Below are 25,014 nucleotides of genomic sequence, written 5' to 3'. Positions count from 1 at the left end.
CTACATTCATTGCACTGCGCATCAAGACGGGTCGTTTTTCTTTTTTCGTCGCAAGAGTGTGAAGCGAAGTTGGACGTCTTTTGCGGTATTGCACCGCGAGGCAACACGAATTATCGGCCTGCCTGGCCAACCCCAGCCCGATGTTGTTATCGGGCTTTTTAATGCCTGCGATTTACCGCAGTGAGCTGCGTTCTCGTCACGCGAGCGCCCTGAGCACTGTCGCAATCCGCTGCAACACTTCTGTTTCACCCCGCTCCGCCCAATACAGCGCGATCAACTGCTTGCCTGCCTCGACCTTGTAGACATCAGCGGGCAACGCCTGGAGATGCGGGAGCAACCGTGCATCCTCACAAGGCTCACGCCACTGATTGACCCAGTTTCCGGGCGTCATCTGCCAGTACACCCAGGTGTCGGGCTCTCGGGCACTGCGTGGCCGATGGTACTGCGCACAAGGACTAGGCGGCTCTACCGGCAGCCAGTGCGGCCAGTCCTGCGGAATCAACTGCATCGCCAGCCCCATGCGGCGGGCCTCCATGCGCATCGCCATCCGGCCACTCTGGGAGCGCGAGGGACGCAACCACACCAACGGGCTCAAAACGACCGCAACGATTGACAGCACTATCCACACCGTCATATGTGTATGCCCCTGCTGCGGGGAGCAGCGGACAAAACACGAAGGCGTGCCATGAGGCGCGTGAAAAGAGCCATAATCAAAACCATCGCAGACCTCAGAAGGAACATCCCATGTCCTATGAACATATTCTGGTAGCCGTGGACCTCACTGAAGAGTGCGATCCCGTTATAAAAAAGGCCATGAATCTGGCCCTGGCCAGCAACGCCAAGCTATCGCTGGTGCACATCGTCGAACCGATGGCCATGGCCTTCGGCGGCGACGTGCCAATGGATCTGTCGCAACTGCAGCAACAACAGTTCGATCAGGCCAAGGAAAAACTCGAGAATCTCAAACGCAAGTACCCGGAGGTCAAAACCGGCGACAGCCACCTCACCTATGGCCAACCGCGCCAGGAAATCCACACGCTGGCCAAGGAGCACAAGGTTGACCTGATCGTTGTCGGCAGCCACGGCCGCCACGGTCTTTCGCTGCTACTGGGCTCCACTGCCAATGATGTGCTGCATGGTGCGCCTTGCGACGTGCTGGCAGTGCGCCTGGTCAAACGCGCCGAATAAGACCGCTGTCACCGTCACCGCTGCAGCAAAACAAAAGCCCGGCCCCTTTAAGGGGGCTCGGGCTTTTTTGTCAGGGAGCGCTGGCGAATTACTCGTCCAGCTCGGCCCAACGTTCGACCAGCACATCCAGCTCTCTATTCAACTGCTCCAGCGAAGCAAGCACCTTGGCGGTTTCTGCTGCTGGACGCTGATAGAAGCCAGGGTTGGCGATGTCAGCCTCGACCTTGGCGATCTGCTGCTCCTTCGCCTCGATCTCGCCCGGCAGCGCTTCAAGCTCGCGCTGAAGTTTATAGCTGAGTTTCTTTTTCGCGGCCGGAGCTTCTTGCACAGGAGCAGGTGCTGCGGCCGTTTCGACGATCGCAGAATTCAGGTCGGCCTTTCCGGACTTACTTTCGGTCACGCCCAGCAGACGCGGCGAACCGCCCTGACGCAGCCAGTCCTGGTAACCGCCGACGAACTCACGCACCTTGCCCTCGCCTTCGAAGACCAGGGTACTGGTCACTACGTTGTCGAGGAAGGCCCGGTCGTGGCTGACCATCAGCACGGTGCCCTTGAAGGTCAGCAGGACCTCTTCGAGCAGTTCGAGGGTCTCGACGTCGAGGTCGTTGGTCGGTTCGTCGAGGACCAGCAAGTTGGCCGGCTTACTGAACAACTTGGCGAGCAGCAGACGCGCGCGCTCGCCACCGGAAAGCGCCTTGACCGGGGTGCGGGCACGTTGCGGGCTGAACAGGAAGTCACCCAGATAGCTGAGCACATGGCGGCTCTGGCCGTCGATGTCGATGAAGTCGCGGCCTTCGGCGACGTTGTCGATGACGGTCTTTTCCAGATCGAGCTGGTGACGCAACTGGTCGAAATAAGCCACATCCAGACGCGTACCGACTTCCACCGTGCCGCTGGTGGGCTGCAGGTTGTCGAGCATCAGCTTGAGCAGCGTGGTCTTACCGGTACCGTTGGCGCCGAGCAGGCCGATGCGGTCTTCGCGCTGCAGGACCATCGAGAAATCCTTGATCAACGTCGGACCGCCCGGATGAGCGAAGCTGACGTTCTCCAGCACCATGACTTGTTTGCCGGACTTGTCGGCGGTGTCGAGCTGGATGTTGGCCTTGCCGGTACGCTCGCGACGCTCGCTGCGTTCTACGCGCAGGGCCTTGAGGGCACGTACACGGCCTTCGTTACGGGTACGGCGGGCCTTGATGCCCTGACGAATCCAGACTTCTTCCTGAGCCAGACGCTTGTCGAACAGCGCGTTGGCGGTTTCTTCGGCCGCCAGCATCGCTTCCTTGTGCACCAGAAAGCTGGCGTAGTCGCCGTTCCAGTCGATCAGGCCACCGCGGTCCAGCTCGAGAATGCGGGTCGCGAGGTTTTGCAGGAAGGAACGGTCGTGGGTAATGAACAGCACCGCGCCCTGGAATTCTTTCAGCGCTTCTTCGAGCCAGGCGATGGCGCCGATGTCCAGGTGGTTGGTCGGTTCGTCGAGCAGCAGCAGATCAGGCTCGGACACCAGGGCCTGGGCCAGCAGCACGCGACGACGCCAGCCGCCGGACAACTCGGCGAGGGTCTTGTCGGCCGGGAGTTGCAGGCGGCTCAGGGTGCTGTCGACCAGTTGCTGCAGGCGCCAGCCATCACGGGCTTCGAGGTCCGACTGCACATGCATCAGCTTGTCGAGGTCTTCGGCAGTGACGATGTTCTGGCTCAGGTGGTGGTACTCGGCCAGCAACGCGCCGACGCCATCGAGGCCTTCAGCGACCACGTCGAACACGGTGCGGCCATCGGCCACAGGCAATTCCTGGGGCAACTCGCCGATCTTCAGACCGGGGGCACGCCAGACGCTGCCGTCATCGGGCAGTTGAACGCCCTTGACCAGCTTCAACATGCTGGATTTACCGGTGCCATTGCGACCGATGATGCAGACCCGCTCTCCACGGGCGATCTGCCAGGACACCTTGTCCAACAACGGCATGGCGCCGAACGCAAGGGACACATCGGTGAATTTGAGCAGGGTCATGAGCTTCTCCAAAAACCGGGCGCGCATTCTACCTGAGATACCTGATTGATGTGGGTATTCGATGACAGGGGGTCGGCGGGATTGGGAGTTGGTGAATATCCGAGATTTGCGGTGGCGCTGATATTTTGTTCTGCCTAACGGCAGAAGCGTTCCGCCTTCGGCGGGTTACTTGAAAGGACACCAAGTAACCAAGTGTCCTGGCTCCTGGTTGGGCCCGACTTCGTCGGGTACCTTCACTTCGGCGACGCTCCGTGGGCCCGCCGCCATCCGCCATCCATGGCGGGGGCGGCTCTCGCGGCATCCATGCCGCTCAGCCCACTGCGCGACGCCTGCGTTCAGCCTGCACCCAAGTCGCGATGTGTGTCGTCTGGACTGTCGCGCGCTTAGAAGCCAGGGCAAGGGCAAGGGCAAGGGCAAGGGCAAGGGTGGAGCAACCCCACTAATACTGGACTAGCACACCGCCGCCTCACCAAAAAAGCCTAATCCAGATGCAACCGTTTGTTTCCATCTGTGACTGCATTCAACCCAGTGCTTCAACCCTCGCTGGCAAAAGGCTAAGCTAGCGGCACTTTTCACCGCTCATCTGCACGGAAGTCTCATGCGCAGTCGTTTGTTCAGCCTTTTGTCCTGCCTGCTTCTGTCGGCCACCGCCGCCCAGTCCGTCCAAGCGGTCGATATCACTACCCAACGCCAATACTACGATCAAGCCAAACGCGCGCTGGCCAAGGGCGATGCCGGCCCGTATCGCATGTACGGCGCGGCGTTGGCCGACTATCCGCTGGAACCGTATCTGGCCTACGACGAACTGACTGCCCGCCTCAATACGGCGAGCAATGAGGAAGTCGAAAAATTCTTTGCCGAGCATGGCGACCTGCCGCAAGCCAATTACATGAAATTGCGCTGGCTGCGCCTGCTGGCCTCCCGTGGAGACTGGCAACCGTTCGTCAAGTATTACGACCCCAAACTCAACTTCGTCGAACTCGACTGCCTGTACGGCGCCTACCAACTGAGCCACAACCAGCGGGCGGAAGGCTATGCCAACGCCGAAAAGATCTGGATGACGGGCAAAACCCTGCCGACCGCCTGCGACACCTTTTTCACCCAATGGGCGGTGGAAGGCCAGTTGACCGAGCAGAAACGCTGGCAGCGCGCCAAACTTGCGGCCCAGGCGCGCAACTATGCGCTGGCCAATCAACTGGTCAACAGCATGACCACGCTCGCCCCCCAGGGCCGGTTGCTGATCGCCGTGGCGCAGAAGCCCGAGATGGTCAACAACCAGGGCCAGTTCATGCCCGCCGATGAGGCCATGTCCGACGTGGTTGGCCTGGGTCTGCGACGGCTGGCCAAGCAGGACCCTCAGCGGGCCATGGAACTGCTCGACAGCTATTCCCCGGTGCTGCATTTCTCCCATGAAGAACAGGTGCAGATCGCCAAGGAAATCGGCCTGACCCTGGCGCGCAGCTACGATGGCCGCGCCCTTGAGGTGATGACCAAATACGATCCGGACCTGCGCGACAACACCGTCACCGAATGGCGGTTGCGCCTGCTGCTGCGTCTGGGCCGCTGGAATGACGCGTATGAGCTGACCCGTCGCCTGCCCCAGGATCTGGCCACCACCAACCGCTGGAAATACTGGCAAGCCCGTGCTCTGGAGCTGTCGCAGCCCAACAATCCGCAGTTGCCGACGCTGTACAAAGCCGTCTCGAAGGAGCGTGATTTCTACGGATTCCTTGCGGCTGACCGCACGCAGACGCCGTATATGCTCAACAACAAGCCACTGATGCTCAGCCAGGCGACGATCAACAAGGTTCGCAATACGCCGGGCGTGCGCCGTGCGCTGGAGTTCTACGACCGTGGCGAAGTCGTGAACGGGCGCCGCGAGTGGTATCACGTAACCCGTCGCTTCACCCGAGACGAAATGGTCGCCCAGGCCAAGCTGGCCTACGACATGCGCTGGTATTTCCCGGCCATTCGCACCATCAGCCAGGCGCAGTATTGGGATGACCTGGACATCCGCTTCCCCATGGCCCACCGCGATACGCTGGTCCGCGAGGCGCAGATCCGTGGCTTGCACTCCAGTTGGGTGTTCGCCATCACCCGTCAGGAGAGCGCCTTCATGGACGATGCTCGCTCAGGCGTCGGCGCCAGCGGACTGATGCAATTGATGCCGGCCACGGCGAAGGAAACCGCGCGCAAGTTCAGTATTCCGCTGGCCTCCCCCGCCCAGGTGCTGGACCCGGACAAGAACATCCAGCTCGGCGCGGCGTACCTGAGCCAGGTCCATGCGCAGTTCAACGGCAACCGGGTGCTGGCGTCGGCCGCTTACAACGCCGGGCCGGGCCGTGTACGTCAATGGCTCAGAGGCGCCAACCACCTGTCGTTCGACGTCTGGGTCGAAAGCATTCCGTTCGACGAAACGCGCCAGTACGTGCAGAACGTGTTGTCGTACGCGGTCATTTACGGACAGAAGCTCAACGCCCCACAGCCGTTGGTGGACTGGCATGAGCGGTTCTTCGACGACATGTAACCAGCAGGCATGAAAAAGGGGCGGACCACAGCAGTGTGATTCGCCCCTTTTTCATGGTGAGAGGAAATTTACTCCAGCACTTCGATTTTCATCCCCACTTCCAGCGTCCCCGGTCCATCGTTGACCATATTCTGGCCGAACCAGACGTCGCCTTCTTTCTCACGGTAGGTCTTGAGGGTGTTCAGCGGCTCGCGATCTTCACTGCGCTCACCCGTGGCCGGGTCGATGGTGGTCAGAATGCAACGCGAACAGCCTTTGAGCAGACGGAACTCGACGTCGCCGATACGGATTCGCTTCCAGCCATCTTCAGCAAACGCCTCTGCCCCTTCAACAACCAGATTCGGGCGGAAGCGCAGCATCTCCTGAGGGCGACCGATTTTCGCCGACAGATCGTCCAGCGAGGCCTGACCGATCAACAGCAGCGGAAAGCCATCGGCGAAAGCCACTCTGTCGTCGATGGCGCCATAACCGGACGGCAACCACCGGGCGCGCTCCTTGGGGACGTGGACCATGCGCGTCGGCTTGCCGATGAATTCACTGACCCAGCGGGCCGCTTCGTCGCCGGCATCCGGTACGCGCAAGGAGTCGTGCCAGACCGTGACACCGCGCAGGTTCGCCTCCAGATCCTCAGGCACCGGCACATCCAGCGCCTGGAGGCCGGGCGCCGCGAGCGTCACGCCGCCGCTGGCGTTCCACAGCACGGAAAGCTGCGTCATCCGTGGCAAGGCACGCTGGGTGAAGAAACGGCCATTGGTCTCATCGACCAGCATCCAGCGTCGATCCCCGCTCAGCCCAAGCTCGTCGAAGCTGGCCTGTTGCAGAGGTTCGGCCTTGCAGGATTTGAGGGGGTAGCGATACAACGCACTGAGCTGCAACATGAACGCGTCCTTGGAGTGATAGAGCGCAAAGCCATCACTCTATACGAGGGAACGCGCAAAGAATCGGTACAGATACAAAAAAGCCCCTCCATACAGCAAGGGGCTGGAAACCTGGCAGGGTCAGTTGTCGAGCATCAGACGCTCGCGGACCACATCCACCAGCTTGTCCGGCTGGAATTTGGAGAGGAAGTTGTCGCAACCGACTTTCTTGACCATCGATTCGTTGAAACTCCCGGACAATGACGTGTGCAGCACCACATAAAGACCGCGCAGCCGCGGGTCGTTGCGAATTTCGGTGGTCAGGCGATAGCCGTCCATTTCCGGCATTTCGGCATCGGTGAAGACCATCAGCAGCTTGTCGGTCATCACGTCGCCGCTGTCCGCCCAGCCCTTGAGCATGTTCAGCGCTTTGAGGCCATCGCTGGCGACATGCATCTTCACGCCCAACTGTGAAAGCGTGTCGCGCAACTGCGAAAGCGCCACATTGGAGTCGTCGACGAGGAGCACTTCACGCCCGCGTGCACGCTCCAGGACCGGATCATCCAGTTTGTCGCGGGACACCTTGGCGCTGTAGGGCACGATTTCGGCGAGCACTTTCTCGACGTCGATGATTTCGACCAACTGGTCGTCGACCTTGCTGATCGCCGTCAGGTAGTGCTGACGCCCTGCACTGCTCGGCGGCGGCAGAATCGCTTCCCAGTTCATGTTGACGATGCGGTCGACTCCACCCACCAGAAACGCCTGAACCGAGCGATTGTATTCGGTGACGATGATGGTGCTCGATGGCCCCGGCACCAACGGGCGCATGCCAATGGCCTGGGACAGGTCGATCACCGGCAGGGTCTGGCCGCGCAAGTTCACCACGCCACAGACGAACGGATGACGCTGCGGCATCAGGGTCAGCTTGGGCAGTTGCAGCACTTCCTGAACCTTGAATACGTTGATCGCGAACAATTGTCGACCGGCCAGGCGAAACATGAGAATTTCCAGGCGGTTCTCACCCACCAGCTGTGTACGTTGGTCTACCGTGTCGAGAATGCCAGCCATCTGTTGCTCCTGGAGCAGGGTTTCAAGTAAGTCCGCCTACCCGTTATCGGCAGCGCCGTTGCAGACCTTAATGTCGATTAAAATGCCTCGCGGCATAATTGATATCACATTAACATCATGATTTACTGCCGGGTATCCCGAAACACTGAGATAGCGGGCGGACAGTGACGCCATGCCTGCTCATGTGAAGTGACTTAGCCTGCCCCCTAGGGGTAATCCCTAACGACAATCAGGGCAAACCTGATGTTCGCGGTTTCTAATTGCCATTAATGTGACGCCATTCTCATTGAATGAATGGAGTCAGTTACGTGGTCGCGCTCGTGGAATCCCCCGATCCCCCCGTCAAACCAGTGAAGATGGACGGCTATCTGCACACTGTGACGGTCATTACGCACGACCATGTCTCGTCGGCAGCAACCGAATCACAACAATCAGAAACGCCCTACAGACTTTTCATTGCCCTCGACATTAACTTCGGGCCACTCGCCCCCTGCGACCTTGGATTGAAATCCATGAAGAGTGGAGATTTCACATGCTGAACGGCAATGAATGGCATCAGCTGCACGGTGATTTTCTCAGTGACACCGAACATCTCGTGACCCGCGCGGAAGAATGTCTGAGTCATCTGGAACTGATCAGCGATGACAAGGACGCCATCGAATGTCTGCTCGCAACCTTGCAACGGATCGCCGGCATGGCGGATGCCGCCTCTGTGAAACCGGTCGCCGGACTCGCCCGGCAATTGCGCTACCTGCTCTATTTCGCGAGCGCGGCCGGCCGCTTGCAGCCCACTGCGTTGGTGGTCTTGCGTCAGTGTCTGTCGCTTCTCTCATGGCAAGTAGAGCTGATCGATCCGGTCACCGGCCTGCTGCCACTCGATGACACCGAGCAACACGCGTTGCTGGAGCAATTCGGTTGCTGCTGCGGAATAGGCAAGGTAGAGAGCAGCCACCCCGTCGCAGTGCAATGGCCGGTCAAGCTTGCCCATCCGGAACCCGCCCAGACCGAACGCGCCGATCGTTCCAGTACCCTCTGACGCCCGCGCCTGCGTCCCGCCGATTCCGATCGGCGCCAGGGACGTGCCTGAAAACGACAGATCCGGCCTCCTGAGACGCGAGCGTCATCAAACACGACATGCCCTCCACTGCCTGTTGCATCGCAACTTTGCAAACGGCAGGCTCAAGTTCCAGCGCTGGGAAACTTGAATGTGGCAAGACGCGGAAACTTCGTCGCTAATTAGCACGATGGTTCCATCTATAAATCCTGACTGTTCAGACAAATATATCGCCGTGGTTATTTACACTTGGCGCTTAATAACGCTGGCAATTAAGGTAAGATCGGCGCCGCGAATGAAACTGGACAGTCTGCGGACACGTTATTCTTGCTGAAAGTCGACCCCCTGGTTTTTGTACACACGCAAAAGGTGAGCAGATGCGTGCCGCTCTGTCGAGCGCCTTAAGTGGCCTGAGACTTCCCGCTCAGGTATCCGCAACACTAATCCGATGGCTTCATCCGCTATGCATGGCAGCAACAAGACCTCCACCTCAAGGCCTACGAGTTCGAAAAGAACAATTCGATGGCTCACGACACTCTGTCTGGCAGCGACTGCAATCAATGCCGTCGCGTCAGTCTTCGGCGCAGACCTGCCCCTTACACTTGGCCTGCTCAACGGGGTGGCATTCCTGGCGATCTGGTATTGCATCAGCCGTCCCGATCGCACCATCCAGTTTCAGCCCCAGGAACTGGCCGATCACATGCTGCAGGTGCAGGAAACCGAGCGCCATCGGCTGAGTCGCGAACTGCATGACGATATCGGCCAGATGCTGACAGCGGCCAAGCTGCAGAGCGACTGGTTGCAGCGTCGAGCGCCGGAAGACCTGCACCCCCACTGCATCATGCTCAACAGCATTCTCGACGAGACGCTGGCCAAGGTCCGGGACGTCTCTGCCATCCTCAACCCCCGGCAGCTGGCGAGTCTGGGCCTGGAAGCCAGTCTGCGCGCGCACCTGTTGCGCACCCTGGCCGACACGCCGATTCTCTGGAGTCTGGAGTGCCAGCAGCGCCTGGCCGGCGTCCCCGAAGAAATGGCCGTCGCGGCCTTTCGCATCACGCAGGAGGCGGTCACCAACATGCTGCGTCACGCCCAGGCGAAGAATCTGCGGGTGCGCATTCAACGCCGTCCCGAAGGGCTGTCGCTGAGCGTGTCGGACGACGGACTGGGGTTTTCACCCGCCAGCGATCCGGCCCGCCAAGGTCAACGGGGCATGGCCGGAATGATGGAGCGAGCAAACTTGCTTGGCGGACATCTGACCGTGGAAAGCGAGCCCGGCCGTGGTACACATATTCAAGCCCTGTTCCCTTGGGCACCCCGTGCCCGTGAACGCGCCGAGATTAACAACCACTCATGATCTGCAATCTTCTTCTGGTCGATGACCACGCCCTGATCCGCGCAGGGGTTCGCGCGCTGGTGTCCGACATCCCCGGCTATCAAGTCATCGGTGAAGCCGCCGACGGCGAGCAACTGCTGGAGATGACCCTGGACCTCAAGCCCGACATCATCCTGCTCGACATTTCAATGAAGCACAGCAACGGCCTGGATGCGCTCGAACGGCTGCACAAGGCCCTGCCCCAAAGCAAAGTGCTGATCCTGTCGATGCACACCGAGCCACAGCTGATCATGCGGGCCCTGGAAGGCGGCGCCCATGGTTATCTGCTCAAGGACGCCACCGGAACCGAGATCGAACAGGCGCTCGAGGCGCTGCGTAACGGTGAACGCTACCTCAGTCCCGCCATCGCCCACACGGTGATCAATCAGGCGCTGGTCAGTGCGCAATCGAACAAGGTCGATCCGGCAGAAAACCACAATCTCACCGCACGACAACTGGAGATCCTGCGGCTGATTGTGCGAGGCAAATCGACCCGGGAAATCGCCAACGGCCTGAACCTGAGCGTCAAGACGGTCGAGACCCACCGCGCGCAGATCATGAAGCGTCTGCAGATCTATGACGTGGCGGGCCTGGTGCTGTTCTGCGTCAGAGAGCAGATCATCAGCCTCGACGATTGACGTTCGCCGCAACGCGCAAACGTTTGTAAGCGCCGTGAGTGACCCGGGTTCCTGTGCGCGTCACCCGATCCGTTTCGATTGTCCCAGTAGCGGCGAATGCGCTGGCAGATGGATGCGCAAGGCGTTCGGCCGGGCTTCGAATCGCAACGCGTCGCCATTCAGCGGCTCGCCGTCGAGGTTGATGTCCAGGCCCTGAGCCGACTTGAGCTCCACCCACGGCAGCCGCGCGCGAACGAACAGGTTATCGATCCCCAGGCCGCCTTCGAGCAGGCTTTTGAGGGTACCGACGACTTCCTGAGGCGCCGGCAGGATGCTGATATCCAGCAAGCCATCGTCCGCCAGCGCGTTGGGGCATAACGGATGACCACCCCCGGCCTGGCGACCATTACCGATGCCAAGCGCCAGCAAGTCGCCTTGCCAGTGGAAATCGGGGCCGCTCAACTCGCCGTACGCGGCTTTCAGTTCGCTGAACCGCGACAACCCCGTGAACAGGTAGGCGGCGCCGCCCAGCACTTTCTTCAAGTCTTCGGAGGTGTTGGCGGTGACCTGACTGCCGAACCCGCCCGTGGCCATGTTGAGGAACAACTGTCCGTCGACCGAGCCCATGTCCACCGTTCGGGCGGGGACGTCCAATAGATCCAGGGCCCGCTCGATCTCCAGCGGCACACCGGCGGACCGGGCGAAATCGTTGGCCGTGCCAAGCGGCAGAATGGTCAGGCTGGCGTCACTCTCTGCCAGCGCCAGCGCTTCGGCGATGTCCCGCAGCGTACCGTCACCCCCTCCGGCGATGATCTGTGTATGCCCGGCGGCCAGCGCCTCGCTCACCAGACGTTGCGCGTCTCCGGCCTCCCAGGTCAATCGCACGTCCAGCGACCATCCGTGCTTGCGCTTGCGCTGCACGGCATTGCGAACATCCTCGTTGAGCGCCTGTTTACCATGGAGAATCAATAATGCCCTGCGCGCCGTCATGTTCCTTCCCTCTGCTGATGCGATTCGTCAGATGTTGACCTCAGGCGGTTCAGAAAAAGCCGTGAGATGACATTTATTTTTGAAAGCGCAAAAACCCTCAAAAGGCCTGACACCGTTGGATCCCATCTCGCCTGAAATCTTGATCAGTGACCCTGCGAAGGCGTTTCGCCCCTGCCTCTTGCGCTCCTCGGCATGACACCTGCTGTTTCATCAGCTTTACTCATCAAAGCACTCGTTTGAGGGATTTACTGATCTGCATTTGGGCGTAGCCCTACATCGTTCGGGAATAAATGGGACTTTTTCTCGGCGGCGGGATTGAAATACAGGGCCAGAGGGTGCTTAATCGACAAATAATTGGCTTATTCTGAATTACCCTGTAAAAAAGTCATTATATTGACTTTAATCACTGGAGTGCTGGGTAGTTAAGTCAGTCATGGATTCATGGATCGAAGAGGTGAGGACGTTTTATGCGACTGCAACCGGTCGACAGCCTGCTGCTCACGCGCACCAGTCTGATCGAGTATTTCCTGTTCGCCGTCAGGCTGGTCCATGGAGTGACTTCAGTCCTGCCTGGCATCCTGATCCTTGCCTACTGGAATGCCGAGACCCCCACCGCGCCTGATAGCTATCTCATGGTGCAGGTGCTGTTCGGTATCGTCTGCGTGCTGATGTTCCAGGCGCTGGGCGTGTATTCGGAAACCATCTTCACAAACCGTACCCGCTTCAAGACGATTCTGTTCGTCTGGTCGTCGGCCTTCTGTGTGCTGCTGTTCATGCACAAGGCCATGGACCTGTTCGCCTTCATCTCCCAGGAACAACTGATGGTCTGGTTCGTCGCCAGCCTGACGCTGTTCTGCGCCGAGCGTCTGTTGCTGCTGATGATCTACAAACGCCTTATGGCGCGCGGCTTCTTTTTGCAGAATGCGGTGATCCTCGGCGCCACCGAAAATGGCCAGCGCCTGGCCGAATACATGCTGCAGAATCAGGACATCCGCTCCGGGGTGCTCGGCTTCATCGACGACCGTATCGGGCGCATGCCCAAAACCATGGCTAATCTCCCGTTGCTGGGCAACACCAAGGATCTGGAAGTCCTGATCCGCGAGGAGAAAGTCACTCAGGTATTGGTGGCCCTGCCGTGGTCGGCAGAGAACCGCATGGATTACATCATCCGTGAGTTGCGGCGGTTGCCGGTGAATGTCTTGCTGGTGCCGGACATGGTCGCCTTTCGCCATGCGCACAACCGCATTACCGAAGTGGCCAGCCTGCCAATGTTCAATGCCTCCGACGTACCGCTGCGCGGCTGGTCGCCGCTGTTCAAGCGTGTCGAGGACATGGTGCTGTCGAGCCTGGCGATCGTGCTGCTGTCGCCGGTCATGCTGTCGATAGCCCTGGCGATCAAGCTGGATTCCCGCGGCCCTGTGCTGTTCTGGCAAAAACGCTACGGTTACAACAACCGGCTGATCACGGTGTGCAAGTTCCGTTCGATGCACACCCACCAGGCGGACGCCACCGCCGAGAAACAAACCGTGAAGGGGGACCCCAGGGTCACCCGTGTCGGGCGCTTCATCCGCAAGACCAGCCTGGATGAGCTGCCGCAATTGTTCAACGTGTTCGCGGGCAACATGTCAATGGTGGGGCCGCGCCCACATGCCACGGCCACGAAGGCCGCCGGCATTCTGTTCGAACAAGCTGTCAAGGAGTACACCTCGCGTCATCGAGTCAAGCCGGGCATCACCGGACTGGCGCAGATAAACGGTTTTCGTGGTGAGACAGATACCGTAGAGAAGATCGAAAAGCGCGTTGAATTCGATCTTGAATACATCGAAAACTGGTCCGTCTGGTTCGATTTATACATCCTTCTGCGCACTGTTCCGGCAGTGCTCTTCTCTCGCGAGGCTTACTGATGGGCACCCTTATTCCCTGCATTATCGCCGGCGGTGCCGGCACCCGATTGTGGCCAGTCTCACGTGAGGCCATGCCCAAACCTTTCATGCGCTTGCCCGACGGCGAGAGCCTGCTGCAAAAGACCTTCAATCGCGCCAGCAGTCTGGATGGCGTGGAAAGCCTGCTGACGGTGACCAACCGTGAAGTGTATTTCCGCACCGTCGATGATTATCGGCTGCTGAACAAAAACCGGATTCACCTGGATTTCCTGCTCGAACCGTTCGGCCGCAACACCGCGCCCGCCATCGCTGCCGCCGCGCTGCATGTGCAGGCGCTGCATGGCGATGAAGCACAACTGCTGATTCTTCCCGCCGACCAGTTGATCCATGACGTCGAAGCGTTCGCCCGCGCCGTCAAAGACGCACAAAAGCTTGCCGATGAAGGCTGGCTGGTGACATTCGGTCTGATCCCGACCCGTGCCGAAACCGGGTTCGGCTATATCGAAAAAGGCCAGGCGTTGACCGACAGCGCGTTTCAGGTCGCACGCTTCGTCGAGAAACCCGATGCCGCCACTGCCACTGAATACCTCAACGGCGGTCTGCACCTGTGGAGCGCCGGGATGTTCTGCATGCGTGTCGATGTGGTGCTGCGGGAACTCGAAACCCATGCGCCGGACGTCCTCGCCGCCGTGCGTCACTGCCTGACCCAATGCAACAGCAAGGAAGGCAAGAACGAACTGCAGATGGAGCTGGACCCCACGACCTTCGCCCTGGCGCCGGACATTTCCATTGATTACGCGCTGATGGAGCGCTCGCAGAAAGTCGCCGTCGTGCCGTGCGAACTGGGCTGGAGCGACATCGGCTCCTGGTCGGCGATTCGCGAACTGGCCCCCGCCGACGAGAACGGCAACCAGTGCAACGGCCAGGTCGTGCTGCATGAAGTGACCAACTGCTACATCGACTCCAAGAAACGCCTGGTGGGCGGGGTCGGGCTGGACAACCTGATCATCATCGACACCCCGGACGCCTTGCTGATCGCCGATGCCGAACGCACTCAAGAGGTCAAAGTGATCGCTCAGGAGCTCAAGCGTCAGGGCCACCCGGCGTACCTGCTGCACAACACCGTGACGCGCCCCTGGGGCACTTACACGGTGCTGGAAGAAGGCAAGCGCTTCAAGATCAAACGCATCATGGTCAAACCTCAGGCCTCGTTGTCACTGCAGATGCACCATCACCGCAGCGAGCACTGGATCGTGGTCAGCGGCATGGCGCGGGTCACCAACGGCGACCGGGAGTTCATGCTCGACACCAACGAATCGACCTTCATCAAACCCGGTCATACCCACCGTCTGGTCAATCCGGGGGTGATCGACCTGGTGATGATCGAAGTGCAGAGCGGCGAATACCTGGGCGAAGACGACATCGTGCGATTCACCGATGTCTATGGTCGTGTACCGGATGCACCGAAGGTCTGATCACCACCAAAACCGGCAGCAGCCGCGCCCGTCGCGGCTGATTGCTCTTAACTGAACAGCGAGGCCCCCCTCTTACGCCGCGACATCGAAGACATTGGACTTGGCAGTACAGCCGACATGATTGTTTTACCCGCAAGGGAGCCGTATTCATGCATGACAGGAGTTCTGGACCAATGAAAAACACGCTGCTGCTCGCCGGCGTCCTGCTGCTGTGCGCGTGTAATACGCCTGCGCGGATCGGCTTGCCGGAGTCGCCGCAAATCCAGGCGGCCCAGGCAGCCGGGCGCGCACTGGCGGGCAAGCCGCTGCCACCCGAGCGCATCCATGCGGGCGACACCTTGCGCATCGTGCGCAACACCGGCGAAGCGCCGTCGATCTCGGCGTTCACGGCCAACTCGATCTACGAATTGACCCTGTTTCCGGTGCTCAACGACGGCACGTTTTCCTACCCCTACATCGGCTCGGTGAAGGCCGCCGGCCTCACCGTTCCACAATTGACCCAAGTGCTCGAAGACAAACTTGCGCCGGTCTACCGCGAGACCGCACTGACCATCAATATCAGCCAGGCGCCGAGCAATACGGTGTTCGTGGGCGGCGCCGTGCGCAATCCGGCCAATCTGTCGGTGTCGGTCGTCACCAATCTGGAACAGGCGCTGGTCGGCGCAGGGGGCATCAACCCGGATGCGGACGCGCGTCTGGTGGCGCTGCTGCGTCAGGGTGACGACGGGCTCTACAAGACTTACTTTTTCGATTACAGCAAGCTCCTCTACGCGGGCAGTGGCGGGCCCACTGCGCCTGTTCTGCTGCAACGCGGCGACGTCGTGTTCGTTCCCAAATCCTCGGTCGGTAACAGGATCGACGGCGTGAATCTGTACTTCAACCAATTGATCCCCTTCTCCAAATCGTTGGGCTTCGGTGTGAATTACAACTTGCGCGACAACAACTAATCGGAAGGGACTACCGACATGATCAGCATCCGCTCATTGCGCGACCTGTTGCGCCTGTTCTTCATTTTTCGGCGCGAAGTCCAGATCACGGTAGTGGCGACGTTCGCAATCATCCTGCTGGGCGCATTCCTGCTGCCCAACCGTTATGAGTCCACCGCCTTGCTGTTGGTCAAGCCCGGTCGCGACACCAGCACTGTCCCGATCGAGTATTCCGACCGCCCTTCGATCATCATGCCCAATGCCCTGCGCGATCCGCTGCTGGACGAAGAGCGCATGCTCACCGGCCGCCCCATTACCCGTCTGGTGGCGCAGCAATACATGGAAGCGCTGTCCAGTGCGCCACAGCCCACCGGTTTAGTCGCCTCGGTCAAAGGCGCGGTGCGCGCCACGGTTCAGGGCATGGTCAGCGTCGTACGCGGAGCACTGGAGCTGGTCGGCCTGGTGGAGAAACGCACGGCCGAGGAACGGCTGGCGGAGGATCTTGAGAAGAACTTCAAGGTCAGCCATGAACCCGGTTCTTCGGTCATGGAACTGACGTTCACCTGGAGCAACCCGGAAGTGGCGCAGACCGTGCTCCAAAGCTGGGTCGAGCAATACGAGAACGAACGCACCCGCACTTTGGGACGGGTCAGCCTGTACGCGTTCTACGAGCAGGAGGTCAAGGACACCCAGGGCAACATTCTGAGTCACAAGCAGCAGATTCAGGGACTGCTCGATCAACGGGCACGGTGAGCATCAGCCAGCGCCTGGCCGACACCGCTCAGGGCCTCAATGACCTGCGCACCGAACGCAACAACACGGCCCGCTCGATCGCCTCGACCAAGGCCGGCATGGACAAGATTCAGGAACAGATCAACAAGCAGACGCGCCTGATCAGTTCAGGCAAGGAACTGGCCCTGAATCCGAGTCGCCAGGACCTGCAAAACCGTATCAACAGCAAGGAAGTCGAACGCCAGGAACTGCTGCGCTCGTTCAAGGAGAGTGCGCCACCGGTCAAGGCGCTGGATAACGAAATCATCAACCTCAAAGCGCTCTGGAGCAGTCAGGCCGCGACGGTGCAGCGCACGGAAAACATTGCGCCCAACCCGCTTTTCACCCGTTTGCAGAACATCCTCAACGACCAGCAGGCCAGCTATTCCCGACTGCTGATTCAGTTGCAGCAACTCGACGCCCAATTGGCGCAACTGGAAAAGGATCGTCAGCAGGCGCTGTCCCTTGAACCGCAGATTTCCCGTCTGCAAAACGAACTGGACGCCGAGGAGAAGAACTTCATCCTCTACACCGACAGCCTGGAAAAGGCGCGCATCGACCGCGAACTGGACAAGAGCCGGATCAGCAACATCGCGGTGATCGAACAAGCGACGCTGAATCCGAGCCGGGTCTTTCCCAAAAGCCTGCTGATGTTGCTGCTGGCAATCCCCTTGAGCCTCGGCGTCGGCCTGCTGGCGCTGTATCTGTTTTATTTGCTGGACCAGCGCATTCACGATGGCGACAAGCTCGAAGCGCAGTTCGGCGTGCCGCTGTGGACCAGCCTGCAGGACCTCGACGCGGCACAGCCCCATCGCAACAGCGCGTTCACTGCCAGCCTCTATCGCCTGTACAGCGTGCTGCCGCTCAAACAGGTGGCCGAGAAAGGACTGAGCATCGGCCTGACCTCGGCGCGCTCAGGGGAAGGCGTGAGCTTCGTGGTCGAACACCTGCGCAAGCTGCTGGAAGAGCACGGTCACCGGGTTCGTATCGGCGACGGACGACCTGCCGAACCCGGCGAAATCCAGTTGATCGATGCCGCGAATTTCTACTCAAACCAACAAGCCTTCGTGCACTTGCGTGACGCCGATCTGATCGCGCTGGTGGTGCGGGCGGAAACCTCCACGGTGCCGATGCTGCAGAACGCGCTGGCGACCCTGACCACGGCGTTCAAGCACGTGGATGGCATCATCCTCAACCGTCGTCGCTTCGAAATTCCCGAGCAGGTACTGACCTGGCTGGGCCGCTTGCGGAGTCATCGCTGACATGCAGATTGCCCTCCTCGCCCCGCTGCCGCCGGAACAGAACGGCATCGCCGACTACGCTGGCCACCTCAAGCAGGCGCTGGAGGACTTGGGTGTGCGGGTCAGAACACCGCTGCTGGGGACCGGCAATGACCCGCAAGCCGCCCGCCAGCGCGTGGCCGAAGCGGACTGGTCGGGGATCAATCTGGTGCATGCCGAAATCGGCGGCGGCCGTCTGGCCGAATTTCATGCCTTGCGCGCCTTGCGCCAGCGCTTTCCACACCTGCCGCTGACCGCCACCGTTCATGATCCGGAGCGACTGGTCTGGCGTCGGGCCAGCTTGCCGTGGCCGTTGTCCCTTGCCAACGCATTGCGCTCGCCGTTGCCGGAAATCGCCACAGTGCTGGCCGATCCTCTATGCCTGCATGAGGAGCGGCAACTGGCGCGGCAGTTGACGCGGCTGGTCACCCTGACCAAGGCCGGCAATCGCAGCCTTGAGCAACGCATGGGGTTGCAGCCATGGCAGATGGCAGTGATCCCCCACGGCAATCTGCCCATCGCGCCCTTGCCGCTACCGCCTCTGCGGCCACTGAAGTTGCTGTACTTCGGTTTCATCTACCGGGGCAAAGGCATTGAGGACCTGCTTGAGGCGCTGGCCCGGCTGTTCGTCGACAAGCCTGCACTGCGCCCGCGCGTGCGTCTGACCCTGGCCGGTGGCAGCGAGCCGGAAATGGCCTTCGGCCCCTCGGGCAGTTACCTGGAACAGTTGCGTCAGCGCATCCGTGAACTAGGGCTCACAGACCTGGTCGGCTGGCACCTGGACCTGCCGGCCGGCGACATTCCCCACGTCGTTCAGAGCCACCATGTGATGGTGTTGCCCTACCGCGAGTCGAGCAAACTGAAGATCCTCGGCAAGCTGCGCGGCACCAGCGGCGCGTTGTCGTGGGCCACGGCCTGCGGACGCGGGGTGATCACATCGGATGCCCGCTCGTTCGCCGAGGAGGTGTCCCACGGCAATGGCGAAATCTACCCACAAGGCAACGTCGCGGCCCTCAAGGACGCGCTCATGCGGCTATGCGAACAACCGCAACTGGCCCAGAGCTGGGCAGACCGAGCGGCTATTCTTGGCCGCGAGCGGGTCTGGAGTCTGACCGCCGAACGCTTCGAACAACTATTCCAACAAGCATGCGAGGTGCGCTGAATGAAGGGCAATGCGTTGCGAGTCATGACCGCTGTAAGCGCCTGTGTACTGATGACGTTGAGCAGCACGGCCATCCAGGCCGAGACGCTGCTGCGGGGGCAGCGGACGGTCACCTGGAAAGACTTTCTCGGGGTCAACGTGCAGTTCCATTATTTCACCCCCGACATCTATCAGAAGCAGATGACCCGGCTCGACCAACTGGGTCTGAACTGGATTCGCTGGACCCTGCACTGGCCGATCCTGGAGCCGGCGCAGGGGCAATACAATCTCGGCGATCTCGACGCGGCGATGAACGTCGCCAGCGCCCACCACTACAACACCGTCGCCTATCTGGTGGGTTCGGCGACCTTCGACAGCAGCGCGCCCCAAGGGGCCAGCAACGCCGATCAGTACCCGCCCATGGACGACGCGATCTTCGCCGAGCGCATGACCGCCCTCGCCCAGCATTACCCGCAGGTCAGTCACTGGCAGGTGTGGAACGAACCGAACATCATCTGGCTGCCCCAGGCTGACCCCGTCGCCTATTACCACCTGCTGACCACCACCGCCAATGCCATCCGCGGGGCATTGCCGGGCAAGCCGATCGTCACCGCCGGCGTGGCGTATTACGGGCAGATGCGTGGCTCGACGGGTTACATGCTGCAATCGATGGTGGATCAAGGGCTTGCCGGCCAGAACATCGTTGCTGCCTATCACCCCTATTCCGAATACCCGGAAGGCGATTCGGTCGGCGACCGAGATTTCCTGGTGCGCGGCACTGCCCTCAACAAAAGCCTGCACGACGCCGGGGTCAAGGAAGTCTGGGCCACCGAATGGGGCTGGTCGAGCTACAAAGGGCCAGTGGAAATGCAGCAAATCATCGGCGTTCAAGGCCAGGCCGATTACACCCTGCGACGGCTGGCGATGATGAGCACGATGGACTATCAGCGCATCTTCCTGTTCAACCTCAGCGACCTGGATCAACGGGCCAGCGCCCGGGATCGCGGCTATGGCCTGGTGGACCTCAAGGGCGAGCCGAAGCCGGTGTACACGGCGCTGAAAAACTTCTTCGACGTCACCGGCCCGACGCTGCTCCCGGCCGATCCACCGCCAGCGCTGAGCGTACCGGAAGACCTTTACGCCATCGCCTGGAACCGCCCGGACGGTTCGCACCTGCTGATGGCCTGGAGCGCCAGCGGTGCGCACCTGAATTTTCCCGGCATCAAGACGGCCAACCTGTACAACCCGTTGACCGGCCAGCGTACGCCGCTGGCTGACGCCAAAGGGGTCGACGTGCCGTTGATGCCCTCCCTGCAAATCCTCGCCTGGGACCGTTAGCCATGCGCATTCTCTGGACGCTGCCCTATTTACCGTGGCCCACCACCAGCGGTGGCAAGACACGGGAATATCACCTGTTGCGCAACCTCGCGGCCCGAGGCCATCGCATCACGCTGCTGGTGCAGTCGAAAACCGAACTGGACGACGCCACCCGCATCGCGCTGGAACCCTGGCTGGAGCGGCTGATCGTGATTCCCAGACGGCCATTGCGCAGTGTCCGCACGCTGCTGGCGATGGTCTTCGCCCGCCCGCCCATGCTGGCCAGCGCCAACGGGTTTTCGCCGCCCTTGCAGCACGCATTCGAAGCGCTGCTGCAGGAACAATGGGACGTGATCCAGATCGAGCACAGCTACAGCTTCCAGCCCTTCGAAGCACCGCTGCGGCACACGGGAAAACCCTTCGTCATGACCGAGCACAACATCGAGTCGGGTCTAGGCGCGGCCAGCTATCACCACTTCCCTGACTGGGCCAAGCCCTTCACCCGCTTCGATCAATGGCGTTACCGCCATTGGGAGAAGCGGGTGTTCGCGCAAACCCGAGAGCTGATCGCCGTCACCGAAGACGACGCCAAGGGCCTCACCCGCCTGACCTCCCGCGCCACCCGTCTGGTGGTCAATGGCGTTGACTGCGATTACTACGCCAAGGTCAATCCGGATCGCTACAGTCGCCGCCTGCTGTTCATCGGCAACTACGAATACGGACCGAATCTGGACGCGGTGGAGTGGGCGCTGGATCACATCATGCCCAAAGTCTGGAAGCTGGACCCGATGGTGCGCCTGACCATCGGCGGCTACGCCATGCCCGCCGAGTGGCGCGAGCGCTGGGGCGATCATCGCATCGACTGGCTCGGCTATGTTCCGGACCTGCGCACCGTGCAGAAAGAGGCGGCAATCTTCTTCGCCCCGCTGCGTGAAGGCGGCGGTTCCAAGCTCAAGGTACTCGAAGCCATGGCCGCCGGGCTGACGGTGGTGACCACGGCGCAGGGCTGTTCGGGGCTCAAGGTGGCCAACGGCACGCACTACCTGGGCTGCGAGGACGCCCACGGCCTGGCGCTGCTGCTGGTGGAAGCCATCGAGCAACCCACTCGGCTGGCGCGAGTCGGCGAGGCCGGTCGCGCCTACGTGCGCGAGTATCATGACTGGTCGGTGTCGGCAGCCCAGCTGGAAGGTATCTATTCCCGGATTCATCGGCAGGAGGACGCCCAGGCATGCGTGTAGGACTGGATTACCGCCCGGCGACGGGCTTTCCGAACAGCGGCATCGGTCGGCAGAACAGTGCCCTTGAAGATGCTTTTCGGGCCCATCCGGATGTGCAATTGCAGCTGTTCAGCGTGGCACCGTTCGATCACCCGATCCGCAGGATCGCCCATTGCCCGCGCTGGGCGACACCGCTCGACGGTATTCATCGCCTGCCCGAGCGCCTGCGTTTCGAAGCGCTTTTTTTGCCCCAGGCGCTGCGCGACGCCGAGGTCGAGGTGTACCTGGGCAACTTCAACATGGGCCTGCCCATCGGCCGCAAGCCTGAAGGCGTGCGCTACATCCTGCAGTTGCATGACCTGTTCCAGTTGACCCTGAATAACGCCCATGGCTCGAAGGTCAAGGCGACGATCTACGGCCAGACGGATCGGCTGTCCATCGGTCACTCGGTGCGTGTGGCCGACCGCATCTGGACCCCGTCGCAGTTCACCGCCGATGAAACCGTGCGCCTGTTCCCCCAGGCACGCGACAAGGTGCGCGTGTTGCCCAATCTGGTCGAGGGTTTCAGCGCCGAGCCGGTGGATCTCGACACCCCGCTGCCCGAGCGCTACTGGCTGTGCGTCGGCACCCGCGAGCCGCGAAAGAACATGCCCTGGTTCGTCGAAGCCTGGCAGGTCGCCCGCCGACAATTCCCGAAAACCCCGGACCTGTTGCTGGTGGGTGGCCCTGACGGTCTGAGCAGCAAGCAACGGGAACTGCCGGGGCTGCACATCGTCAGCGGTATCAGCGACGGTCAGTTGCATCAGGTCTACCGCCAGGCCGAGCGCCTGTGGCACCCCTCCTACGGCGAAGGTTTCGGCCTGCCGGTGGTGGAAGCGCTGGGTGTCGGCACCCCGGTTGCGGTGGCCAGCGGGTCGTCGCTGGACGAAGTCACCCCTGCTGACAGCCCGCGCTTCTCGCCCACCGACCAGAGCGCGTTGATTCGGTTGATGGGCGTGCTGTCCACGGCAGACGCTGAAGACCCCGAGCCTTTGAAGGCATGGGCCAAAAACTATGGCGTCGAGGCCTATCGCCGGCGCTTCGATGAATTGCTGGAGGAACTGCGCTGATGCCCCTGGCAATGCCCGTTGGCGTGCTGATCGCCCTGCTGTTCGGCGTACTGGTGTGGGTGCTGCCGGCGTTGAAAGTGACGGCGGCGCTGATCGGCATCGCGGCGGTGGTGACGATCATTCGACGCCCTTTGCGCGGCCTGTTGCTGTTCGGTGTGCTGGCGACCTTTGTGCCTTACGCCACGGTGCAGATCGGCGTCCGCACCACGGTGTCCGAGGCGCTGCTGATGCTGGTCTGGGCCAGTCTGCTGGCCCATCGGCTGTTCGCCCTGTACAACCCGCCACTGAATCTCTTGCGCACCGAACGCTGGCTGATCGCGCTGATGCTGTTCAGTGCCCTGCCTTTCGTGGTCGGCCAACTGACGGTCAACGCCGAGGGCAACGGGCCGATCAACTGGGTGCGCTGGCTGTTCAACCTGTCGCCACTGTTCCTGGTACCGCGCCTGCTGAACGATGAGAAATCCCGCGAGCAGATGACCATCGCGCTGTTGCTGGGGACGCTGCTGCTGTTGTTGCTGTCGATTCCGGTGTACCTGAAGAACGGCAATTCGACGGCAATCATTTCAATCATCGGCGGGCTGGGCTACAGCAACCTGGACAGCCTCAACGAAGGCTTGAGCGGTTTTTCGACGCGCATGGGCACGCCGTGGACTCACCCCAATATCGCCGGGGGGGCGATGGCGATGCTGCTGCCGCTGGCGTTCTGTATCGCCGTGGCGCGCCAGGGCGCGGTCCGCACCCTGGGCGTGGCCGTGGCGGTGTTGGCAGCGGCCGGCCTGTTGTTCACCGGTTCCCGTGGCGCGTTGATCAGCCTGCTGGCGGTGATGTGCTGGATGGCGCGCAAGCGGGTGCCTTATGTCGGCCGCATGCTGATGGCGGGGGTGTTTCTCGGTGCGCTGCTGATGATGTTCTACCCTCCGCTGCAAGAGCGTCTGCTGGGGCTGTTCTCTAGCCATGACGCCAGCACGGCGGTGCGCTTCGACGAGTATTCGCACTTCCCCGATGCCATGAAGATGTTCCCGCTGGGCATCGGCTTCAAGGTCGATCCGCCCGTGCCCGGCACCGGCCTTTGGGGGATTTCCAACCTGTGGCTGAACTACATCTACAAACTGGGCGTACCGGGAATGGTGCTGTTCATCGGGGTCACCGTCAGTTGGTGGAAGGAAGCGCGACTGGCGGGCAACGCCGTGACGCTGACTCCTGACACCGCCCTGTGGCTCGGCACCCGCGGCGGGGTCATGGCAGCGCTATTGAGCGGTTTTTTCGACCACTATTTCAGCTTCACCACGGTGCTCATCGCGCTGTTCTGGCTGCTGCTGGGGCTGAACCTGCACGAAGCCCGGCGCCTGCAGAAAAAGGCGCAATGCGCGCTATCCGATTCGGGGGAACGATCATGAAGCATCGCATGATGCACTCGCACGACCTGCGCCAGGCGCTGCCGGAATACGCGCGCAAGATGGGTGTCGGCACCGAGGAACTGGAAAGCACCTACGACTGGATGCTGGCCAACGACGTGTGTTTCGAGACACCGATGAAAGACAAGACGCTGTGCTTCATCAGCTACCTGAACATCGAGCCGCGCATCGAGCCGCCACTGGCCCGGCGCTTTTACCGGCTGCTGGCCAACGAAACCCCCGGTGCGTTGATTCCGCTGTACGGGATCAACTGGCCGACCCTGCGCGACCGCATGTTGCGCACCTGGGAGCAGGCCTACAACATTCTCATCTGCAAGATCCCCAGCCACACGCTGCGCCTGTTCTGGCTGCGCGTGGGCGGGGCGAAGATCGGCAAGGGCTCGTCAGTCTGGCGCAACACCGAAGTCCTCGGCGTCGACGGCTTGCGCATCGGTGATGACAGCACCGTGGGCTGGCATTGCCAACTGGATGCCCGGGGCGGCCTGATCATCGGCGACCACGTGACCATTGCTTCTCACGTGTTGATCATAGCCGGCGGCCACGACCTCAAGGCGCCGGAATTCTGGGCGGTCGGGGGCCCGATATACATCCGCGACTACGCCTGGATCGCCAGTCGCGCATTGCTCTCGTTCGGTGCCGACATCGGCGAAGGCGCGGTGGTGGGGGGTGGTTCCGTGGTGTCCAAACCGATCCCGCCCTATGCCATCGTCAGCGGCCCCAACGCCGAGATCAAAGGCGAGCGCGCCCGTGGCCTCAATTACAAAGTGGGCGGCAAAGGCCTGTTCACTTTGTTCCACTGAGA

19 protein-coding genes and 1 pseudogene are annotated in these 25,014 nt (G+C 61.1%); 15 read left to right on the top strand and 5 right to left on the bottom strand.

All coding sequences use genetic code 11. The annotated features are described in order from the left end of the window. Positions 1-196 precede the first annotated feature (196 nt). Positions 197-634, bottom strand: coding sequence for a hypothetical protein (locus D3M70_RS20325; RefSeq protein ID WP_120127475.1), 438 nt, complete (start codon positions 632-634; stop codon positions 197-199). A 110-nt stretch (positions 635-744) separates the two neighbouring features. Between D3M70_RS20325 and D3M70_RS20320 the strand changes: the two genes are divergently transcribed. Further along, positions 745-1,188: a universal stress protein gene (locus D3M70_RS20320; protein ID WP_120127474.1), complete on the top strand. Its 444-nt coding sequence runs from the start codon at positions 745-747 to the stop codon at positions 1,186-1,188. A gap of 88 nt (positions 1,189-1,276) precedes the next feature. On the opposite strand, the gene D3M70_RS20315 is transcribed toward D3M70_RS20320, so the two are convergent. Further along, complete coding sequence (locus D3M70_RS20315; protein ID WP_120127496.1) at positions 1,277-3,193, bottom strand: ATP-binding cassette domain-containing protein; 1,917 nt, start codon at positions 3,191-3,193, stop codon at positions 1,277-1,279. A 598-nt stretch (positions 3,194-3,791) separates the two neighbouring features. On the opposite strand from D3M70_RS20315, the gene D3M70_RS20310 reads away from it, so the two are divergent. After that, a complete protein-coding gene (locus D3M70_RS20310; RefSeq protein WP_120127473.1) occupies positions 3,792-5,720 on the top strand; it encodes a transglycosylase SLT domain-containing protein in 1,929 nt (642 codons plus the stop codon). 68 nt (positions 5,721-5,788) lie between these two features. Here the strand turns inward: D3M70_RS20310 and D3M70_RS20305 are convergent, their stop codons facing one another. Together D3M70_RS20305 and D3M70_RS20300 are read right to left on the bottom strand one after the other, a co-directional pair. Continuing rightward, complete coding sequence (locus D3M70_RS20305; protein WP_120127472.1) at positions 5,789-6,598, bottom strand: MOSC domain-containing protein; 810 nt, start codon at positions 6,596-6,598, stop codon at positions 5,789-5,791. Between the two features lie 120 nt (positions 6,599-6,718). After that, positions 6,719-7,645 (bottom strand): chemotaxis protein CheV, encoded by a 927-nt coding sequence (locus D3M70_RS20300; RefSeq protein ID WP_120127471.1) that lies wholly within the window; start codon positions 7,643-7,645, stop codon positions 6,719-6,721. Between the two features lie 532 nt (positions 7,646-8,177). On the opposite strand from D3M70_RS20300, the gene D3M70_RS20290 reads away from it, so the two are divergent. The 3 genes from D3M70_RS20290 to D3M70_RS20280 all read left to right on the top strand — a co-directional run bounded on the left by D3M70_RS20290 (position 8,178) and on the right by D3M70_RS20280 (position 10,709). After that, positions 8,178-8,681, top strand: coding sequence for a hypothetical protein (locus D3M70_RS20290; protein WP_256659937.1), 504 nt, complete (start codon positions 8,178-8,180; stop codon positions 8,679-8,681). Between the two features lie 481 nt (positions 8,682-9,162). Further along, positions 9,163-10,053, top strand: coding sequence for a sensor histidine kinase (locus D3M70_RS20285; RefSeq protein WP_120127469.1), 891 nt, complete (start codon positions 9,163-9,165; stop codon positions 10,051-10,053). Then, positions 10,050-10,709, top strand: a complete 660-nt coding sequence (locus tag D3M70_RS20280) for a response regulator transcription factor (RefSeq protein ID WP_120127468.1) — start codon at positions 10,050-10,052, stop codon at positions 10,707-10,709. Before D3M70_RS20285 ends, D3M70_RS20280 begins: the two co-directional genes overlap by 4 nt. Positions 10,710-10,769: 60 nt before the next feature. Here D3M70_RS20280 and yegS read toward each other — a convergent pair whose 3' ends face one another. After that, positions 10,770-11,678 carry a lipid kinase YegS gene (yegS, locus tag D3M70_RS20275; protein ID WP_120127467.1) on the bottom strand — a complete coding sequence of 303 codons (909 nt, stop codon included), beginning with the start codon at positions 11,676-11,678 and terminating at the stop codon, positions 10,770-10,772. A gap of 467 nt (positions 11,679-12,145) precedes the next feature. On the opposite strand from yegS, the gene D3M70_RS20270 reads away from it, so the two are divergent. The 10 genes and pseudogenes from D3M70_RS20270 to D3M70_RS20225 all read left to right on the top strand — a co-directional run bounded on the left by D3M70_RS20270 (position 12,146) and on the right by D3M70_RS20225 (position 25,012). Continuing rightward, a complete protein-coding gene (locus D3M70_RS20270) occupies positions 12,146-13,582 on the top strand; it encodes an undecaprenyl-phosphate glucose phosphotransferase (RefSeq protein WP_120127466.1) in 1,437 nt (478 codons plus the stop codon). Further along, a complete protein-coding gene (locus D3M70_RS20265) occupies positions 13,582-15,036 on the top strand; it encodes a mannose-1-phosphate guanylyltransferase/mannose-6-phosphate isomerase (RefSeq protein ID WP_120127465.1) in 1,455 nt (484 codons plus the stop codon). Before D3M70_RS20270 ends, D3M70_RS20265 begins: the two co-directional genes overlap by 1 nt. A gap of 173 nt (positions 15,037-15,209) precedes the next feature. Further along, complete coding sequence (locus tag D3M70_RS20260) at positions 15,210-15,983, top strand: polysaccharide biosynthesis/export family protein (protein WP_120127464.1); 774 nt, start codon at positions 15,210-15,212, stop codon at positions 15,981-15,983. Positions 15,984-16,001: 18 nt separating this feature from the next. After that, positions 16,002-17,995: pseudogene (locus tag D3M70_RS20255) on the top strand (exopolysaccharide transport family protein). Position 17,996: 1 nt separating this feature from the next. Then, positions 17,997-19,175 (top strand): glycosyltransferase, encoded by a 1,179-nt coding sequence (locus D3M70_RS20250; protein ID WP_120127463.1) that lies wholly within the window; start codon positions 17,997-17,999, stop codon positions 19,173-19,175. Beyond that, positions 19,176-20,492, top strand: coding sequence for a cellulase family glycosylhydrolase (locus D3M70_RS20245; RefSeq protein ID WP_165869853.1), 1,317 nt, complete (start codon positions 19,176-19,178; stop codon positions 20,490-20,492). Positions 20,493-20,494: 2 nt separating this feature from the next. Beyond that, positions 20,495-21,709: a glycosyltransferase family 4 protein gene (locus D3M70_RS20240; protein WP_120127462.1), complete on the top strand. Its 1,215-nt coding sequence runs from the start codon at positions 20,495-20,497 to the stop codon at positions 21,707-21,709. After that, the gene (locus D3M70_RS20235) at positions 21,700-22,797 is read left to right on the top strand and encodes a glycosyltransferase family 1 protein (RefSeq protein ID WP_120127461.1); all 1,098 of its coding nucleotides are present in this window, start codon (positions 21,700-21,702) and stop codon (positions 22,795-22,797) included. Before D3M70_RS20240 ends, D3M70_RS20235 begins: the two co-directional genes overlap by 10 nt. Continuing rightward, on the top strand, positions 22,797-24,194 hold the full coding sequence (locus D3M70_RS20230) for an O-antigen ligase (protein ID WP_120127460.1): 1,398 nt from the start codon (positions 22,797-22,799) through the stop codon (positions 24,192-24,194). Before D3M70_RS20235 ends, D3M70_RS20230 begins: the two co-directional genes overlap by 1 nt. Beyond that, positions 24,191-25,012 (top strand): acyltransferase, encoded by an 822-nt coding sequence (locus tag D3M70_RS20225; RefSeq protein ID WP_120127459.1) that lies wholly within the window; start codon positions 24,191-24,193, stop codon positions 25,010-25,012. The genes D3M70_RS20230 and D3M70_RS20225 overlap by 4 nt, the downstream gene beginning before the upstream one ends. Positions 25,013-25,014 lie beyond the last annotated feature (2 nt).

The organism is Pseudomonas sp. LS-2, from assembly GCF_003605735.1.
In the GTDB taxonomy this organism is placed as follows: domain Bacteria; phylum Pseudomonadota; class Gammaproteobacteria; order Pseudomonadales; family Pseudomonadaceae; genus Aquipseudomonas.
This window is presented reverse-complemented; position numbering and strand designations above follow the sequence as displayed.

Coding starts and splice junctions, on each gene's coding strand:
- D3M70_RS20285 (WP_120127469.1), top strand. CDS start 9,163: ATGCATGGCAGCAACAAGACCTCCACCTCAAGGCCTACGAGTTCGAAA.
- yegS (WP_120127467.1), bottom strand. CDS start 11,678: ATGACGGCGCGCAGGGCATTATTGATTCTCCATGGTAAACAGGCGCTC.
- D3M70_RS20240 (WP_120127462.1), top strand. CDS start 20,495: ATGCGCATTCTCTGGACGCTGCCCTATTTACCGTGGCCCACCACCAGC.
- D3M70_RS20300 (WP_120127471.1), bottom strand. CDS start 7,645: ATGGCTGGCATTCTCGACACGGTAGACCAACGTACACAGCTGGTGGGT.
- D3M70_RS20230 (WP_120127460.1), top strand. CDS start 22,797: ATGCCCCTGGCAATGCCCGTTGGCGTGCTGATCGCCCTGCTGTTCGGC.
- D3M70_RS20225 (WP_120127459.1), top strand. CDS start 24,191: ATGAAGCATCGCATGATGCACTCGCACGACCTGCGCCAGGCGCTGCCG.
- D3M70_RS20325 (WP_120127475.1), bottom strand. CDS start 634: ATGACGGTGTGGATAGTGCTGTCAATCGTTGCGGTCGTTTTGAGCCCG.
- D3M70_RS20265 (WP_120127465.1), top strand. CDS start 13,582: ATGGGCACCCTTATTCCCTGCATTATCGCCGGCGGTGCCGGCACCCGA.
- D3M70_RS20260 (WP_120127464.1), top strand. CDS start 15,210: ATGAAAAACACGCTGCTGCTCGCCGGCGTCCTGCTGCTGTGCGCGTGT.
- D3M70_RS20250 (WP_120127463.1), top strand. CDS start 17,997: ATGCAGATTGCCCTCCTCGCCCCGCTGCCGCCGGAACAGAACGGCATC.
- D3M70_RS20245 (WP_165869853.1), top strand. CDS start 19,176: ATGAAGGGCAATGCGTTGCGAGTCATGACCGCTGTAAGCGCCTGTGTA.
- D3M70_RS20280 (WP_120127468.1), top strand. CDS start 10,050: ATGATCTGCAATCTTCTTCTGGTCGATGACCACGCCCTGATCCGCGCA.
- D3M70_RS20320 (WP_120127474.1), top strand. CDS start 745: ATGTCCTATGAACATATTCTGGTAGCCGTGGACCTCACTGAAGAGTGC.
- D3M70_RS20310 (WP_120127473.1), top strand. CDS start 3,792: ATGCGCAGTCGTTTGTTCAGCCTTTTGTCCTGCCTGCTTCTGTCGGCC.
- D3M70_RS20270 (WP_120127466.1), top strand. CDS start 12,146: ATGCGACTGCAACCGGTCGACAGCCTGCTGCTCACGCGCACCAGTCTG.
- D3M70_RS20315 (WP_120127496.1), bottom strand. CDS start 3,193: ATGACCCTGCTCAAATTCACCGATGTGTCCCTTGCGTTCGGCGCCATG.
- D3M70_RS20305 (WP_120127472.1), bottom strand. CDS start 6,598: ATGTTGCAGCTCAGTGCGTTGTATCGCTACCCCCTCAAATCCTGCAAG.
- D3M70_RS20290 (WP_256659937.1), top strand. CDS start 8,178: ATGCTGAACGGCAATGAATGGCATCAGCTGCACGGTGATTTTCTCAGT.
- D3M70_RS20235 (WP_120127461.1), top strand. CDS start 21,700: ATGCGTGTAGGACTGGATTACCGCCCGGCGACGGGCTTTCCGAACAGC.